Genomic DNA, 15,125 nt, shown 5'->3' with positions numbered 1-15,125 from the left:
GGCCGGATGACCGAACGCTGAACCACCTGGGGCGGCTCGATGGCTATTCCTGCGCCGGTGTGTCCATCAGGCGGCGCGACAGATAGGTGTATTCCAGCGCGATCCGGCGGGCCGTGTGCAGCAGGTTCGCCCCCGCCGCGTGACCGCCATCGGTGTTCTCGAAATACAGAACCGGGTAGCCGAGTTCCTCAAGCCGCGCCGCGGCCCGCCGCGCGTGCCCCGGATGGACCCGGTCGTCCGCCGTCGAGGTATGGATGAAGACCTCAGGATAGGGCTGGCCGGCGCGCAGGTTCTGATAGGGCGAATAGGCCTCGATCCACGCGCGTTGTTCCGGGATGTCGGGATTGCCGTATTCGGCGATCCAGCTCGCTCCCGCCAGCAGGCGGTGGAAGCGCAGCATGTCGAACAGCGGCACCTGGATGACCGCCGCATTGATCAGGTCCGGGCGCTGGGTCAGCATCGCCCCCATGAACAACCCGCCTTGCGAGCCGCCCATGACGCCGAGGTGGGGCTGGCTGGTGATGTTGCGCGCGAGCAGGTCCAGAGCCACGGCCTGGAAGTCTTCGTGCGCCCGCTGACGGTTTTCCTGCAGCGCCGCCTGGTGCCAGCGCGGCCCGAACTCGCCGCCACCGCGCGTATTGGCGATGACATAGACCCCGCCGCGCGACAGCCACAGCCGCCCGACCGTGCCCGAATAGCCGGGCAGCAGCGAGTTCTGGAACCCGCCGTAACCGTACAGCAGCGTCGGGTTCGATCCATCCAGCGGCATATCCTGACGGTGGACGACGAAATAGGGGATCAGGGTGCCGTCCGCCGATGTGGCCTGGAACTGCTCAACGATCATCCCGCTGGCATCGAACCGCGCCGGCAGGCTGCGAACCTGTTCGACCGCCCCCGTCGCGGCATCGGCCAGCCACAAGCTGTTCGGGTTTAGATAGCCCGACACATTGACGAACAGGCGGTCGCTTTCGCTATCGGCCGAGCCGAGGCCGACCGTCACATTCTCAGGCAGGTCCAGCCGCGTGCGTGACCACTCCGCCACGCCCTCCTGGGGGCGCAGGACATAGACCGAACCGCGCACATTTTCGAACAGGGCCACGACCAGTTCATTGCGGGTCAGGGTCACACCTTCGATGGCGTCACGCTCGCCGGGATGCAGGACCAGCTCCGGCACCGCCGTCGCCGGATCGGCCCGCAGGGCGTTCAGATTCCAGGCGATGAGATCGCCCGAGGCGAAACTCTGGCCGGACGGTGCGGTCCAGTCCTCGTTCGTCTCAAACAGGATGCGGCCGTGCAGGAAACCTCGGATCGACGACCGCGTCGGCATCGGCAATTGGGTGGTCGACAGGTCCTCATTCACCAGGAACGTCTGGCCTTCATAGAAGGTGATGCCCCGGTTGATCAGCGTGGCCTGCAGCTCACCGTCGGCATTTCGCAGGGTGTAGGACGAGGACGACACATCGGTCGTCTGGCCCCGGAAAATCTCCTGAGCCTGGTCCAGTGCCTGTCCCCGTCGCAGGACGCGCACGGTGTTGGGATAGCCACTGTCGGTCATGTCGCCGTCGCCACCCCAGTCGGTCCCGACCAGAAGCGTGTCCCGGTCGATCCACGTCAGGTCCGACTTGCTTTCGGGGATGACGAAGCCGCCGTCGACGAAGCGGCGCTCGACGGAATCGAACTCACGCACCGTCACCGCATCGCGCCCGCCGTCCGACAGGCTGATCAGACAATAGCGTTCGTCCGGTGGCAGACAGGATGCGCCCTTGTACACCCAGTTCTCACCCTCGGCCTCCGCCAGGGCGTCGATGTCGAGGATGGTTTCCCATTGGGTGTCGCCGGACTGATAGCTGTCCAGCGTCGTCCGCCGCCAGATGCCGCGCACATGGTTGGCGTCCTGCCAGAAGTTGTCGATGTGCCCCCCCGGCGTAAAACCGGGCGACGGAATCCGGTCGGTCGCCTGGAGAATCTCCAGCGCTTCGTCGTACAGCACCTGATAGCGCGGATCGCCTTGCAGGACGTCCAGAGACTGTTGGTTGTGTTCCTCAACCCACGCCAGGGCCCGATCGCCGTGGACCTCTTCCAGCCACAGATCCAGCGCCTCGACCTCCGCCTCGGTCGGCGCGGCGGGGTTTTCCTGGGCGGAGGCGGACATCGGTGTGGTCATGGTGGCGGCAGCGAGCAGGGCAGCAAGGGCGACAGAGGTGCGAAACATGTGTTGGGTCCGGGCAATGAACAAGCCGGGGCACCCTAGCGGTACCTCGCCGGGTCGCAACCTTACAGTCTCGTAAGGCGGGATGTGCGTCGCGGGGTGACGAAGCCGACGCACCCCGCTATTCATCAACCCATGAAAAACTCTGGCGCGCCGAACACGGCCTATGCTCACCGCTGGTTCACTTCGCGGGATGGTCTGTCCCTCTATGCGCGGGACTATCCGGGCGGTGACGGCCCGGCGCGGTTGCCTGTGGTCTGTATTCACGGGCTGACGCGAAATTCGTCGGACTTTGATCACATCGCGAAGCGCATCGCGGCAACCGGGCGGCGGGTCATCTCTGTCGATGTCCGCGGGCGCGGGCGCTCCGAACGCGCGGCCGATCCCATGACCTATCAGCCGCCGGTCTATGCGCGCGACATCATCGACATGTTCGAGCAGCTCGGCATCAAGGAAGCGGTGTTTCTCGGCACCTCCATGGGTGGCCTGATCACCATGGCCGTGACCTTCTTCAAGTCGCGTCTGGTTGCCGCCGCCATTCTGAACGACATCGGGCCGGAGGCCTCCAAGGCCGCCCTGGCGCGGATCGCCCAGTACGCGGGCAAGCCGGTCGATGTGAAGACCTGGGCCGAGGCCGTCGACTATGTGAAGCTGCACAACGGCCCGGCCATGCCGCACTACACGAAGGCCGACTGGGAAGCCTTTACCCGGCGCGTGTTCCGCGAGAACGCAGTGGGTCGGCCCGAGCTGGACTACGATCCCAACATCTCATTGCCCTTTACCCGCGCCGGGACCAAGGCTCTGGTTCCCAACCTGTGGCCCTTCTTCAAGAAGCTGGCGAAGCACCGTCCGACCCTGCTGATCCGGGGCGAGATTTCGGACCTGTTGGAGGCGCCCCTGGCCGAGAAGATGCGCAAGAAGGCACCGTCCATGGCCTATGTCGAGGTTCCCGGCGTTGGCCACGCGCCCATGCTGGATGAACCCGAGGCCGAAGGCGCAATCTTGGGGTTCCTGGCCGAGCTGCCTTAAGCCTTCTTGACGAACTCGGTCCGCAGGACCAGGCCGCGCACTTTTTCGACATTGGCCTCGATCTCGTCGGGATCACTGGTCAGGCGGATATTCTTCACCAGGGTGCCGCGCTTGAGCGTCACCCCTCCAGAGCCCTTGACCTTGAGGTCCTTGATCAAGGTCACATTGTCGCCCGACGACAGGATGTTGCCGTTGGCGTCCTTGGTGGGATCATCCGTCATATCTGCCCTCCGTCCGGCACGTTCGCGTCCAGCTCGTCCAGCCACACCTGCGCCGTCGCATCGGACGGTGCCCGCCAGTCCCCACGCGGAGACAGGCTCCCGCCCGTCACCACCTTCGGCCCATTGGGCATGGCCGAGCGTTTGAACTGGCTGGTCTGGAAGAAGCGGATGAGGAATTTACGCAGCCAGTGCCGGATGGTCGCCAGGTCGTATTCGACCTTCTCATCTTCAGGCGTGCCCGACGGCCACTCGCCCTTCGTCCGGTCCTTCCACGCCGCATAGGCCAGATAGGCCACCTTGGACGGTGCCATGCCGAAGCGGGTGATGTGGAACAGGAAGAAGTCGTTCAACGGATAGGGGCCGACCGTCGCCTCGGTCGACTGGACCTGGCCGTCGCGCGGCGGCACCAGCTCGGGCGTGATTTCGGTCTTGAGGATCGCCTGCAAGGTCGGCGCGGCCTGGCCGCCCACGTCTTCGCGCTCGGCCACCCAGCGGATCAGGTGCCGGATCAGCGTCTTGGCCACGCCGGCATTGACGTTGTAGTGGCTCATCTGGTCGCCGACGCCATAGGTGGCCCAGCCCAGCGCCAGCTCCGACAGGTCACCGGTCCCGATCACCAGCCCGCCGTTCTGGTTGGCCAGCCGGAACAGATAGTCGGTGCGCAAGCCCGCCTGAACATTCTCAAAGGTTATGTCGTGGACCGCCTCGCCCCGTGAAACGGGATGATCCATCTCTTTCAGCATCAGCTCCGCGGTCGGTCGGATGTCGACCTCCGCCGCCGAAACGCCCAGTGCCGTCATCAGCGCCCAGGCGTTTGACTTCGTCCCATCGGAGGTCGCAAACCCCGGCATTGTATATGCAAGAATATTCGAGCGCGGCAGCTCCAGCCGGTCGAATGCCCGGCACGCCACCAACAGGGCCTGGGTCGAATCCAGCCCACCTGACACCCCGATGACCACCTTCTCAAGGCCCGTCGCCTCCAGCCGTCGCATCAGGCCCTGAACCTGGATGTTGAAGGCCTCATAGCAGTCTTGATCCAGCCGCTCGGGATCGTCCGGAACGAAGGGGAATCGGTCCAGCGGGCGGATCAGAGCGCCCTGATCGCGCTCCCCGGCCTCGAACATCACCGTCTGAAACTCATGGCCTTCCAGCTCTCGACGGGCACAGTCGCCAAAGGTGCCGGTCCGTCGCCGCTCGGCACCCAGCATGGCGACATCGACATCCACCACCGTCAGGTGGTTCTCCATGGAAAACCGCTCATTGTCGGCCAGGAGCGCGCCCAGCTCGTGGATGGTCGACTGTCCGTCCCAGGCCAGGTCGGTGGTCGATTCTCCCCAGCCTGAGGCGCTGAACACATAGGCGGACATGGTTCGCGCCGACTGCGCCGAGCACAGCATGGCCCGGTTCCGCGACTTGCCGACCAGCACATTGGACGCCGACAGGTTCAACAGGATGCGCGCACCGGCCAGCGACTGCCGGATCGACGGCGGCATCGGTGCCCAGTAGTCCTCGCAGATCTCCACCCCGAAGACGAAGCCGGGGCGGTCTTCGGCCTCGAACAACAGATCCCCCCCGAACGGCACGGCCTCGCCGCCGAGCTCGAAGCTCTCCAGATCGGCCAGCAGATCTCCGCCCGGCTGGAACCAGCGTTTCTCGTAATATTCCCGATAGTTCGGAAGGTAGGTCTTGGGCACGACACCCAGAATGATCCCACCCTGCATCACCGCCGCCGTATTGTAGAGCGCCTCGCCCAGTCTGAGCGGCACCCCGACCACGGCCACAACTCCTGCCGCGGCCGTCGCCTCGGCCACCCACAACAGCGCCGCCTCAGCTGCGTCCAGCAACGCATCCTGCATCAGCAGATCGTCGAGCGCATAGCCGCTCAGGCTCAGCTCCGGGAACACGATCAGATCACAGCCCCGCGCCGCCGCCTGTTCAATCAGGGCGACGTGCTCGGCAGCATTGGCCTTGGGGTCGGCGATGTGAACCACCGGCGTTGCCGCCGCCACGCGCACGAAGCCGTGGCTAGCGGGTGAAAAGAACGGATGGGTCTGGGCCAAGCTCTCGACCTTTGTCTTTGCGCGCCGCTATTTAGGCCGAACAAACCGCACGCGCCACCATTCGACACATTGCAGCGGCGCGTCCGCGCGACCATCTTGGCCGTTGTTCGTTACACTTGCAGCCAAGCCCTCAGGATCGACCATGTTCTCCGACCCGACCACCGCCCCGCCCGAAGACCTTATCAAGGAAGGCTCCGACGCTACCTTCATGGCCGATGTGGTCGAGGCCTCGAAGGTCCAGCCGGTGATCGTCGACTTCTGGGCCACCTGGTGCGGCCCTTGCCGGACGCTGGGACCGATGCTCGAACAGGCCGTCCGCGCCGCCCGTGGCGCGGTCAAGATGGTCAAGATCGACGTCGACAAGAACCCCGCCTATGCGGGCCAGCTCCGGGTCCAGTCGATCCCCACCGTCTATGGCTTCGTTAACGGCCAGCCGGTCGACGGTTTTCAGGGTGCAGTCCCCGAGAGCCAGATCAAGGCCTTCATCGATCGCCTGACCGGCGGGGCTTCGGGCGAAAGCGACATAGATCAGTTGCTGTCGATGGGCGCGGAATCGCTCAAGGTCGACGACCTCGGCGGGGCCGCTCAGGCCTATGCCCAGGTGCTCCAGATGCAGCCGGACAACGACAAGGCCATCGCCGGCATGGCGCGGGTCTATCTGAACGGCGGCGATGCCGAACAGGCCCGCCAGACGATCGCCATGGCCAGACCGGATTCCAAGGACGCCGACGTTCTGGGCGTGCGCGCCGCGCTCGATCTCGCGTCGGAGGCACCGGCGGACACCTCGGATCTGGAGGCCCGGGTCAAGGCCGACCCCGCCGATCTCCAGGCGCGCTTTGACCTTGCGGGTGCCTTCGCCGCCTCGGGTCGGTTCGATCAGGCCGCTGACCAGCTCCTGGCCATCGTCGCAGCGGACCGCGACTGGAACGATCAGGCCGCTCGCAAGCAGCTTCTGACGGTGTTTGATGCGGCCGGCACGAATTCCGATGTGGCGCGCAACGGTCGACGTAAGCTGTCCTCCATCCTCTTTGCATGATCGGAAAGGACGAATGCCGCGCGGCGCGACCCGGATTTCAGATCTATCGGAAATCGTTCCGGTCTTTCCCCTGTCCGGGGTCATCCTGTTGCCGCGTGCCCAGCTTCCGCTGAACGTCTTTGAGCCGCGCTATCTGAACATGGTCGATGACGCCATGGCCGGTGATCGTCTGATTGCTATGGTTCAGACTGCGGGTGGCACCTCGGTACGACCGGATCTCGCGTCCGTCGGCTGCGTCGGCAAGATCACCGGCTTCTCCGAGACGTCGGACGGTCGCTATCTGATTACCCTGACCGGCCTGTGCCGGGCTCGGCTGGCGTCGGAACTGGCCGTCCAGTCGCCCTATCGTCAGTTCCGCCTGGACTATGGCCCCTATGAGGACGACCTCTCGCTCGAGCCGGTCGATCTGGACGGTTTTGACCGGGACCGCCTGATCCGCGCCCTGACCACCTATCTGCGCCGGCGCCAGCTCGAAATCGACTGGGACACCGCCGAACAGGCACCGGATGAGCCGCTGATCAACAGCCTGTCCATCGCCCTGCCGTTCGAGCCGGCGTCCAAACAGCTGCTGCTGGAATCACCGTCGCTGGAGGCCCGCGCCGAAGCGCTCATGGCCGTTCTTGAAATTGACACCGCGCTCGACCCGGATGACGGCGAGCCCCCTTCCATGCAATGAGGGGTCTATGAGCGACGATTTCTCCATGCCCCCGGCTGTTGATCCCCGGCTTCTGGAAATCCTGGTCTGTCCGGTGACCAAGGGTCCGCTGACCTGGGATCGTGAGGCCGGCGAGCTGATCTCCAAGGGGGCCAAGCTGGCCTATCCGATCCGCGACGGCGTCCCCATCATGCTCCCGGACGAGGCGCGCAAGCTCTAGCTTTGACAAAGCGTCTCAAGGCATTGACCAAGTCGCATCTATGTGTGTATCCACACAATACACCTACGTTTTCAGGAGAGCGTCGTGGCCAAGTATGAGCCACTGGAACACTTCCTGCGGGGCCGGCGGGAGACTGAAATCCCTCTGTCCTTCGCCGACATCGAAGAAGTGATTGGAGCGCCCCTGCCCCCCGCTGCCGCGCGTCATCGGGCCTGGTGGAGCAACAATCCCTCCAATAACGTCATGACCAAGTCGTGGCTGTCGGCAGGGTTCATTACGGAGCGGGTCGACCTGGCCTCGCGGCGGGTGGTGTTTCGGCGGTCGGGAAAGGCTGCTCCACCTCCCGCGCCACCAGCTCGCTCTGCCCAGGCTCCGGTGAACCCTTCCGCTGCGCGAGTTGGTTGGCTTGATCGATTCCGAACGAAAATGGCGGGAACCGTCACCATCCCCGAGGGTGTCGATATCACTGAACCTACGGGAGAAGTGTGGGACGCCGAGCGTTGAGACCGCTCCTTCTGGATACCTGCGCGGTGCTTTTGATGGACCGTGGCGCCCATCTGCGACCCGAAGCGGAGACAGCCCTCCAGGAAGCGCAGGCCGAGCCTGGAAGCGCATTCCTCTCGCCGATCACGGCTTGGGAAATCGGGATGCTCGTCGCGAAAGGACGCATCGTGCTCTCCGCGCCGCCTTTGCGTTGGTTCGAGAGCGCTCTGGAAGCAGGGATCGGCCTGGCCGATCTCCCGCCCAGCGTTCTCGTCGAATCGACGCAGCTGGAGGATGCCCGCTTGCGTGATCCAGCGGACCGTATCCTGGCCGCCACGGCACGCGCCTATGGCTACCGGCTTGTCACGCGTGACCGACCACTGCTCGACTATGCCGCCGCCGGCCACATCAGCGCTATCGCCTGCTAGCTCTCCACATCCACCGTCACCGGCGCGTGGTCACTCGGACGCTCCCAGGCGCGGCAATCCTCGTGGATCTTGGCGGACCCCGCAATCACCCGCGGCGTCAGGCCCGGTGAGGTCCAGATGTGGTCCAGCCTGAGGCCCCGGTTCGACTTCCTGAAATCCTGGGCGCGATAGCTCCACCAGCTGGCCAGCTTGGTCGGCTCGGGGATCTGGTCGCGCAGCACATCGGCGAAATCGCCCGCCGCCTGTAGCCGCCGAAGTGTCTCCACCTCGATCGGCGTGTGGCTGACGATCTTGGACATATAGCGGTGGTTCCAGACGTCGTTCTCGCCCGGCGCGATATTGAAATCCCCCGCCAGCACCAGCGGTGCCTGCTTGTCCCTTGCCGCCATCTCGCGCGTCAGGGCCTCATAGAAGTCCAGCTTGTGGTCAAACTTGGGGTTCAGCTCCCGGTCCGCCACATCGCCGCCGGCGGGGATGTAGAAATTCTGGATCTCGATTCCCTGAACCTGGGCCGACACGCAGCGCGCATGGCCCTCTCGGCAGGCATTGACGACCGGCACATCGGTGATCGGGTAGCGCGAGGCGATGGCCACCCCGTGCCAGCCTTTCTGACCGCTGATCCGCAGGTACGGCATCCCCACCGCCTTGAAGGCGGCGGACGGGAACTCCGCCGTCTGGCACTTGATCTCCTGCAGGCACAGAACGTCCGGGGCCTGTTCGGTGACGAAGCGTTGCACCTGATCCGCCCGTAGGCGGACCGAGTTGATGTTCCAGGTCGCGATTCTCAGCATGCACCCCGTTTAACAGAAAATGCGCCCGGCTCGGGAAACCAAGCCGGGCGCCGGAGGGGGTCGTCTCTCACGCGCCATCGGGAGGGGACTTGCCGACGACGAGACACCGAACCGCCGCTCGATGTCTGTGATGATTATGCCACTGACAAGGGAAAAGTCAACACGGCCGCCGAACGCCCCGCCTTCGTAGCGAAAAAGTCACGAAGGTCGGGGGTTGCGGAACAGGGCGTCCGCCAGATTCGACACCGGCGTAATGGTTGCCAGCTGGACGCGGGTGGCGGACCCTTGGGCATCGCGCACCGTCCATTCGCGCAGACGATAGGTGCTGCCTCCAAACACCAGCGTCAGGGAGCCCTCGCGCGGACGCCGGGCATCACGCAACCGGATCTGGCACCCGTCCGAGGTTGCCGCCACCTCCTCGATGCGAATGTAGCGATTTGAAAAGCCGGCACTGTTGTCCAGCAACAGGCTCAGCGGCGTCTGGTTGGTCGGCAGGCGCTGATAGACCTCCAGGCGCGGATCCCAGCGGTGGATGAAAGCGCCGTCCGCCACGACGACCAGTCGCGAAGGGGCGTCATATTCAAACCGCATCCGGCCCGGACGGCGCAGATAGAAGGCCCCTTGCGACCGCTGGCCACGTGGCCCCGTCTCGACGAACCGCCCGCGCACCGAGCGCAGGGTGCTCATATAGGTCTGGGCCCGCTCGACCAGCCTGCGCTGCTCAGCCGTCAGTTCGGTCTGGGCCAGAACGGGTCCGGCCACAGCCAGAGCGGTCAGGGCTCCGGTCGCGCCTAGAAGGTTTCGTCGGGTCAGGCTCATGGTCTGATCTCCTTTCGACCCCGTCTCTAGCGATCCGCCATGACGCCGCAAGGGCTTCCTCATGGCGATTGTCCGGCACCCCGATGAAGCGGCGTTCAGGTTGGAGGGCTATGTCAGCTCCCGCCTTACTCAGTGTGCCGGCGGCGGCGGTCCGGCCAGCACATCACGCTTGCCCGCATGGTTGGCGGGGCTGACGACGCCTTCCTGCTCCATTCGCTCAATCAGGGTGGCGGCACGGTTGTAGCCGATCTGCAGCCGACGCTGAACATAGCTGGTTGAGGCCTTGCGGTCCCGCGTGACGATGGCCACGGCCTGGTCGTAGAGGTCATCGCCCGAACCGCCCCCGTCTTCGCCGAAGGCCGCGCCGCCCTCGTCGTCGTCCCCGCCGTCGGTGACGTCCGGCACATAGTCCGGCTCACCCTGGTCACGCAGGAAGCGGGCCACGGCCTCGACCTCCTCGTCCTTCACGAACGGCCCGTGCAGGCGCATCACGCGCCCGCCGCCGGGCATATAGAGCATGTCGCCCTGGCCCAGCAGTTGCTCGGCCCCCTGCTCGCCCAGGATGGTGCGGCTGTCGATCTTGGAGGTGACCTGGAAGCTGATCCGGGTCGGGAAGTTGGCCTTGATGGTGCCGGTGATGACGTCCACCGACGGACGCTGGGTGGCCATGATCAGATGGATGCCAGCCGCCCGTGCCATCTGTGCCAGCCGCTGGACCGCCTGTTCCACGTCCTTGCCGGCCACCAGCATCAGATCAGCCATCTCGTCCATCACCACGACCAGATAGGGCATGGGCTCGGGCCGGATCTTCTCACTTTCATAGATCGGGCGCCGGTTTTCGTCGAAGCCGGTCTGGACCGTGCGCTCGAAATGCTCGCCTTTGCTGAGGGCCTCATGCGCCCGCTCATTGTAGCTGGCGATGTTGCGCACGCCGATCTTGGACATCCGACGGTACCGGTCCTCCATCTCGCGCACAGTCCATTTCAGAGCCACGACCGCCTTCTTCGGGTCGGTCACCACCGGCGCCAGCAGGTGCGGAATGCCGTCATAGACCGACAGCTCCAGCATCTTCGGGTCGATCATGATGAAGCGGCACTGCTCGGGGCTGAGGCGATACAGGATCGACAGGATCATCGCATTGACCCCGACCGACTTGCCCGAGCCGGTGGTGCCCGCGATCAACAGGTGCGGCATCCGCGCCAGGTCCGCCACATAGGGCTCGCCGCCGATCGTCTCCCCCAGCGCCAGCGGCAGGATATGGCCTGCCTTCTCATAGGCCTGACCGCTCAGCAGGTCGCGCAGCCACACCGTCTCGCGCTTGGCATTCGGCAGCTCGATGCCGATGGCATTCTTGCCCGGCACCACCGATACCCGGCACGCCCGCGCCGACATCGACCGCGCAATGTCGTCCGACAGGGCCACGACACGCGCGTGCTTCACGCCCGGTGCCGGCAACAGCTCATACAGGGTCACCACCGGGCCGGGCCGGATCTGGTCGATCTGGCCGCGCACACCGAACTCGGCCAGCACCCCTTCCAGCATCCGGGCGTTCTGGAGCAGGGCCTGTTCGTCAACGCTGTTGGCGCGCCGGTCGCCCTTGGTCAGGATGTTCAACTCCGGCAGCTTGAACCCGCCCGGCTGAACAAAGGCGAAGGCGCCCTGATTTTCGCGCGTCTCGCGCCCCGAAGCCTTGGCCGGCTTCGGATCGGCCACACGCGGCTGTACACTCGGCTGTGGGGCGGCAACCTCCGGCTCGGCGATCTCGACAGCGGCCCTCTTCGCGCGGGGCTTGCGTACTGTCGCCGCCGGAGCAGTCGCCGGCGCGGATGTTCCCCGGCGACGGCGACGGGCCCAATCCGAGGCACGGTCCAGATCCTGACCGGTCAGGCCCAGAGCCGGCACCGCCAGCGCCATAAAACCGAGGCCATAGACGACCCCCGCCCAGATCATCGGGGCCGGCAATCTCAGCCAGCTGAAGAAGCCGCCCAGACCGTCCGCCAGCCCCGACCCCCAGAACCCGCCCAGCCCCTTGCCCAGCGGCCAGGCTGCCGGCGGCGGCAAGGTCGACAGCACCCCCGCCAGAATCAGGATCGCCCCCAGGGCGTACAGTGACCGCCGATGATTGACCGCTCGGTCCTTCATCGGGTCATTGTCGAGCGCCCGCCGGATCCCCTGGTACAGAATGAACAGCGCCGCCGGCCAGGCCGCGAGGCCCACCGACTGCATCCAGACATCGGCCCAGATCGCCCCGGCCCCGCCCAGCCAGTTGGTTGCCGGTGTGGCCGAGGCGGCATTCCAGCTCGGGTCCGCCGGGTCATAGGAGGCAAACGCGATCAGCAGGAACAGCCCCGTCGCCGCCACCACGCCGCCGCGCAGCCGCAGCGCCATGGGCGCATCCCAGAACAGGCGGAAACTCTCCACCAGCCGATCCCGAACAATCGCCGTCGCCGACGCCATGCCGCACTCCCAGTCCTTCAACCCGAAGTCTTGGCCCGCACGCGGTTAAGACGGCGTTTAGGATGATGGGGGCGGTTCGTCCTCCAGGTCGGCCGGATCAAACGCATAGTCCAGCAGGTCCGCAGGTTTGCAGTCGAGCGCCGCACACAGGCGCGCCAGGGTGCCGAACCGCACGCCTCGCACCTTGCCGGACCGCAAGAGAGACAGTTGGGTCTCGCTCAGGCCGACCTCGGCGGCCAAGTCCTTGGCCTTGACGCCACGTTTGACGATCACGGCGTCCAGGGTCACGCGCACCGGCATCAGATCATCTCGTCCAGCTCGGCCTGTGTCCGCCGGGCCTCCTCAACCAGTGTACCCAGCAGGAACAGCACGCCGCCGAACATGCCCAGCGTCATCGCCGAAACATCGAAGTTGAGATAGCCGCCGTCGATCACGCCGAACAGGCGCATCAGATTGGTCATCACAAACACGCTGAACAGGCCGCCAATCCCCAGGGCGATCCCGGCGCGGCGCAAGGCCTTCGCCAGCACGGGCTGGAACAGATCGCCCTTGGCCAGCGCACCCATGGCCTGACCGATCACCCACACGGCATAGAGATAGCAGGCCGGCGAAACCATGCTCAGCAACAGGCTGACGACCAGGTCTGGCTGCAGCATCGACGCCTCGCCGCCCGCCGTGCCGGCGATACCGACCAGGATGCTCATCGCCTGCACCAGGACGACCAGGCCCATCGACCCGATCAAGAACCAGGCGAGCCCCCGAAACTGGCGACAGCGCCTGCGGAACAAATCCAGTTGGGTCTGCGACATTTGCTCCTCCAGAACCTCTCGGAAATTTAATCTTGACTTAAAGAAAAGATCTTCGCAACGTTTAAATGCGACTTAAATATCTGGAGCCGGCGCAATGTCCGAATTCGCGATCGAAACCCGAGGCCTGAGCCGTCGATTCGGGCGCCAGCTCGCGGTCGACGCACTCGATCTGCACGTCTCACGACGCGCGGTCTACGGCTTCCTTGGCCCCAATGGCGCAGGCAAGAGCACGACCATCCGCATGCTCTTGGGTCTGCTGCGTCCCAGCGACGGCCAGGCTCTGATCCAGGGCCTGGATGTCGGCCGCGACCGCATCGGCGCCGCTCGCCAGGTGGGGGCTTTGCTGGAGGCGCACGGCTTCTACGGAAACCTGACCGGCCGCGAAAACCTGGACCTCGCCCGCACCCTTCGCGGCCTCGACCGCCACGAGCTCGACCGGGTGCTCGACCTGACGGACCTGCGCTCCAGCGCCGACAAGCGCGTGTCGGACTATTCCCTCGGCATGCGCCAGCGGCTGGGTCTGGCCCGGGCCCTGATGGGATCGCCGAGCGTGCTGATCCTGGATGAGCCGACCAACGGTCTGGACCCCGATGGCATCGCCGACATGCGCCGTTTTCTGGCCGAGCTGCCGGACCGTACCGGGGCCACCGTTTTCGTCTCAAGCCATCTGCTCCACGAAGTGGAGCAGATCGCCACCCATGTCGGCATTCTCCACCTCGGACGGCTGACGGTGCAGGGACGGTTGTCCGACCTGCTGGCCGGCCAGCCCCAGGACATCGAACTGGCCACCAGCGACGACGCCCAGGCGCGCACCCTGGCGCTGGCCGCCGGATATGACGTCGCTGACGACCTGCGCCTTCGCCTCGCGCCGCACGACGACGCCCGCCGGGTCGCCGCCGAGGTGAACCGGGCGTTGATCGAGGCGGGCCTGGACGTCCACCGCCTGGCCCCGCGCCCCCGCACCCTCGAAGCCCTATACCGCCAAGCCAGGCTCAACCTGCCGGAGGCCGCCTGATGTTCCCGATCCTACGCACCGAGCTGACCAAGCTGCACCGCTCCCTGGCCCTCTTGCTCATCTTGGCGGCCCCCACGCTGGTGGGCCTGTTCCTGCTGCTCAACGGTCTACGCGACGGCCAGCAGCGACCGTGGGAGGTCTGGCTGGGCGCGTCGTCGGGCATCTGGGCCTTTTTCATGCTGCCCATGAGCGTCACCGCCCTGACCGCCCTGTTGGCCCAGACCGAGCACGCGCCGCGCGCCTGGGACCAGCTGCGGGCCCTGCCTATCGCCCGCTGGCGCATCTATGCGGCCAAGGCGCTGGTCGTCCTGGTCGTGGTGGCGGCGATGACGGCCCTGTGCCTGATGCTGACGTTGGCGGCCGGTGCCCTGGCCGGCCTGATCCGGCCCGAGAATGCGCCGACCGGTCCACTCGGCCTGGCCACGGTCGCCGAATCCCTTGGCCGCATCTACCTGGCGTCGGTGCTGATGATCGCCATCCAGTTCTTCCTGGCGCTCCGCTTCGCCAGCTTCGTTCCGGGCCTGGTGCTCGGCATCGCCGGGACCTTCTTCGCCGTGGTCGCGACCGGGGCCGAAGAGGGGGTCTTTCTGCCCTGGCAAATGCCGGTCAACATCCTCGCGAGCGAGCCGTGGCGCGCCCAGACGGCGCTGGGCCTCGGCCTCGGCCTCGGCCTTCTGGCCCTGCTCGCCGCCATCGCCGTCCTGTCGCACCGCGACGTGCCCTAGCCTTCGCGATTGCCTCGAACCGGGCAGGGGCCTAGGGTCCGCCTTGTTCTCCCGGGGGCGACGCGCGAGTCGCTGAGATTGAGGGTGCTCCCTCTGACCGGTCGAACCTGATCCGGGTCATGCCGGCGAAGGGAGAGACGCTGGCCCCGCCCGGGGTCCGCCCACCGA

16 protein-coding genes and 1 riboswitch are annotated in these 15,125 nt (G+C 65.8%); of the genes, 8 read left to right on the top strand and 8 right to left on the bottom strand.

Annotated elements, in window-relative coordinates:
* Nucleotides 1-43: 43 nt before the first annotated feature.
* Nucleotides 44-2,212 carry a prolyl oligopeptidase family serine peptidase gene (locus G391_RS0105355; protein ID WP_029086608.1) on the bottom strand — a complete coding sequence of 723 codons (2,169 nt, stop codon included), beginning with the start codon at nucleotides 2,210-2,212 and terminating at the stop codon, nucleotides 44-46.
* Nucleotides 2,213-2,344: 132 nt separating this feature from the next.
* Between G391_RS0105355 and G391_RS0105350 the strand changes: the two genes are divergently transcribed.
* On the top strand, nucleotides 2,345-3,238 hold the full coding sequence (locus G391_RS0105350; RefSeq protein ID WP_029086607.1) for an alpha/beta fold hydrolase: 894 nt from the start codon (nucleotides 2,345-2,347) through the stop codon (nucleotides 3,236-3,238).
* On the opposite strand, the gene G391_RS0105345 is transcribed toward G391_RS0105350, so the two are convergent.
* Both G391_RS0105345 and G391_RS0105340 read right to left on the bottom strand, forming a co-directional pair.
* Nucleotides 3,235-3,459, bottom strand: a complete 225-nt coding sequence (locus G391_RS0105345; RefSeq protein ID WP_029086606.1) for an alkylphosphonate utilization protein — start codon at nucleotides 3,457-3,459, stop codon at nucleotides 3,235-3,237. The genes G391_RS0105350 and G391_RS0105345 overlap by 4 nt on opposite strands.
* Nucleotides 3,456-5,519, bottom strand: a complete 2,064-nt coding sequence (locus G391_RS0105340; protein ID WP_029086605.1) for an NAD(+) synthase — start codon at nucleotides 5,517-5,519, stop codon at nucleotides 3,456-3,458. Before G391_RS0105340 ends, G391_RS0105345 begins: the two co-directional genes overlap by 4 nt.
* Nucleotides 5,520-5,661: 142 nt before the next feature.
* On the opposite strand from G391_RS0105340, the gene G391_RS0105335 reads away from it, so the two are divergent.
* From G391_RS0105335 to G391_RS0105315, 5 genes are all read left to right on the top strand, one after another.
* Nucleotides 5,662-6,555 (top strand): thioredoxin family protein, encoded by an 894-nt coding sequence (locus G391_RS0105335; protein ID WP_029086604.1) that lies wholly within the window; start codon nucleotides 5,662-5,664, stop codon nucleotides 6,553-6,555.
* Nucleotides 6,556-6,568: 13 nt separating this feature from the next.
* A complete protein-coding gene (locus tag G391_RS0105330) occupies nucleotides 6,569-7,231 on the top strand; it encodes an LON peptidase substrate-binding domain-containing protein (RefSeq protein ID WP_029086603.1) in 663 nt (220 codons plus the stop codon).
* Between the two features lie 7 nt (nucleotides 7,232-7,238).
* A complete protein-coding gene (locus G391_RS0105325) occupies nucleotides 7,239-7,430 on the top strand; it encodes a Trm112 family protein (protein ID WP_029086602.1) in 192 nt (63 codons plus the stop codon).
* An 84-nt stretch (nucleotides 7,431-7,514) separates the two neighbouring features.
* Nucleotides 7,515-7,934, top strand: a complete 420-nt coding sequence (locus G391_RS15565; RefSeq protein ID WP_156893862.1) for a DUF7662 domain-containing protein — start codon at nucleotides 7,515-7,517, stop codon at nucleotides 7,932-7,934.
* Nucleotides 7,916-8,341 carry a type II toxin-antitoxin system VapC family toxin gene (locus G391_RS0105315; protein ID WP_029086601.1) on the top strand — a complete coding sequence of 142 codons (426 nt, stop codon included), beginning with the start codon at nucleotides 7,916-7,918 and terminating at the stop codon, nucleotides 8,339-8,341. Before G391_RS15565 ends, G391_RS0105315 begins: the two co-directional genes overlap by 19 nt.
* Here the strand turns inward: G391_RS0105315 and G391_RS0105310 are convergent.
* From G391_RS0105310 to G391_RS0105290, 5 genes are all read right to left on the bottom strand, one after another.
* Nucleotides 8,338-9,132, bottom strand: a complete 795-nt coding sequence (locus G391_RS0105310) for an exodeoxyribonuclease III (RefSeq protein WP_035303882.1) — start codon at nucleotides 9,130-9,132, stop codon at nucleotides 8,338-8,340. The genes G391_RS0105315 and G391_RS0105310 overlap by 4 nt on opposite strands.
* A gap of 198 nt (nucleotides 9,133-9,330) precedes the next feature.
* Nucleotides 9,331-9,951 (bottom strand): LolA family protein, encoded by a 621-nt coding sequence (locus G391_RS0105305; protein ID WP_029086599.1) that lies wholly within the window; start codon nucleotides 9,949-9,951, stop codon nucleotides 9,331-9,333.
* Nucleotides 9,952-10,080: 129 nt separating this feature from the next.
* On the bottom strand, nucleotides 10,081-12,408 hold the full coding sequence (locus tag G391_RS0105300) for a DNA translocase FtsK (protein ID WP_029086598.1): 2,328 nt from the start codon (nucleotides 12,406-12,408) through the stop codon (nucleotides 10,081-10,083).
* 57 nt (nucleotides 12,409-12,465) lie between these two features.
* The gene (locus tag G391_RS0105295) at nucleotides 12,466-12,708 is read right to left on the bottom strand and encodes a helix-turn-helix domain-containing protein (RefSeq protein WP_029086597.1); all 243 of its coding nucleotides are present in this window, start codon (nucleotides 12,706-12,708) and stop codon (nucleotides 12,466-12,468) included.
* Entirely contained in the window at nucleotides 12,708-13,217 is a 510-nt protein-coding gene (locus tag G391_RS0105290; protein WP_029086596.1) for a DUF2975 domain-containing protein, read from the bottom strand. The genes G391_RS0105295 and G391_RS0105290 overlap by 1 nt, the downstream gene beginning before the upstream one ends.
* 94 nt (nucleotides 13,218-13,311) lie before the next feature.
* On the opposite strand from G391_RS0105290, the gene G391_RS0105285 reads away from it, so the two are divergent.
* Entirely contained in the window at nucleotides 13,312-14,232 is a 921-nt protein-coding gene (locus tag G391_RS0105285; RefSeq protein ID WP_029086595.1) for an ABC transporter ATP-binding protein, read from the top strand.
* Complete coding sequence (locus tag G391_RS0105280) at nucleotides 14,232-14,957, top strand: ABC transporter permease (RefSeq protein ID WP_029086594.1); 726 nt, start codon at nucleotides 14,232-14,234, stop codon at nucleotides 14,955-14,957. Before G391_RS0105285 ends, G391_RS0105280 begins: the two co-directional genes overlap by 1 nt.
* A 41-nt stretch (nucleotides 14,958-14,998) precedes the next feature.
* Nucleotides 14,999-15,108, top strand: a riboswitch (TPP riboswitch).
* Nucleotides 15,109-15,125 lie beyond the last annotated feature (17 nt).

This window comes from Brevundimonas aveniformis DSM 17977 (assembly GCF_000428765.1).
GTDB classification, from domain to species: Bacteria; Pseudomonadota; Alphaproteobacteria; order Caulobacterales; family Caulobacteraceae; genus Brevundimonas; species Brevundimonas aveniformis.
This window is presented reverse-complemented; position numbering and strand designations above follow the sequence as displayed.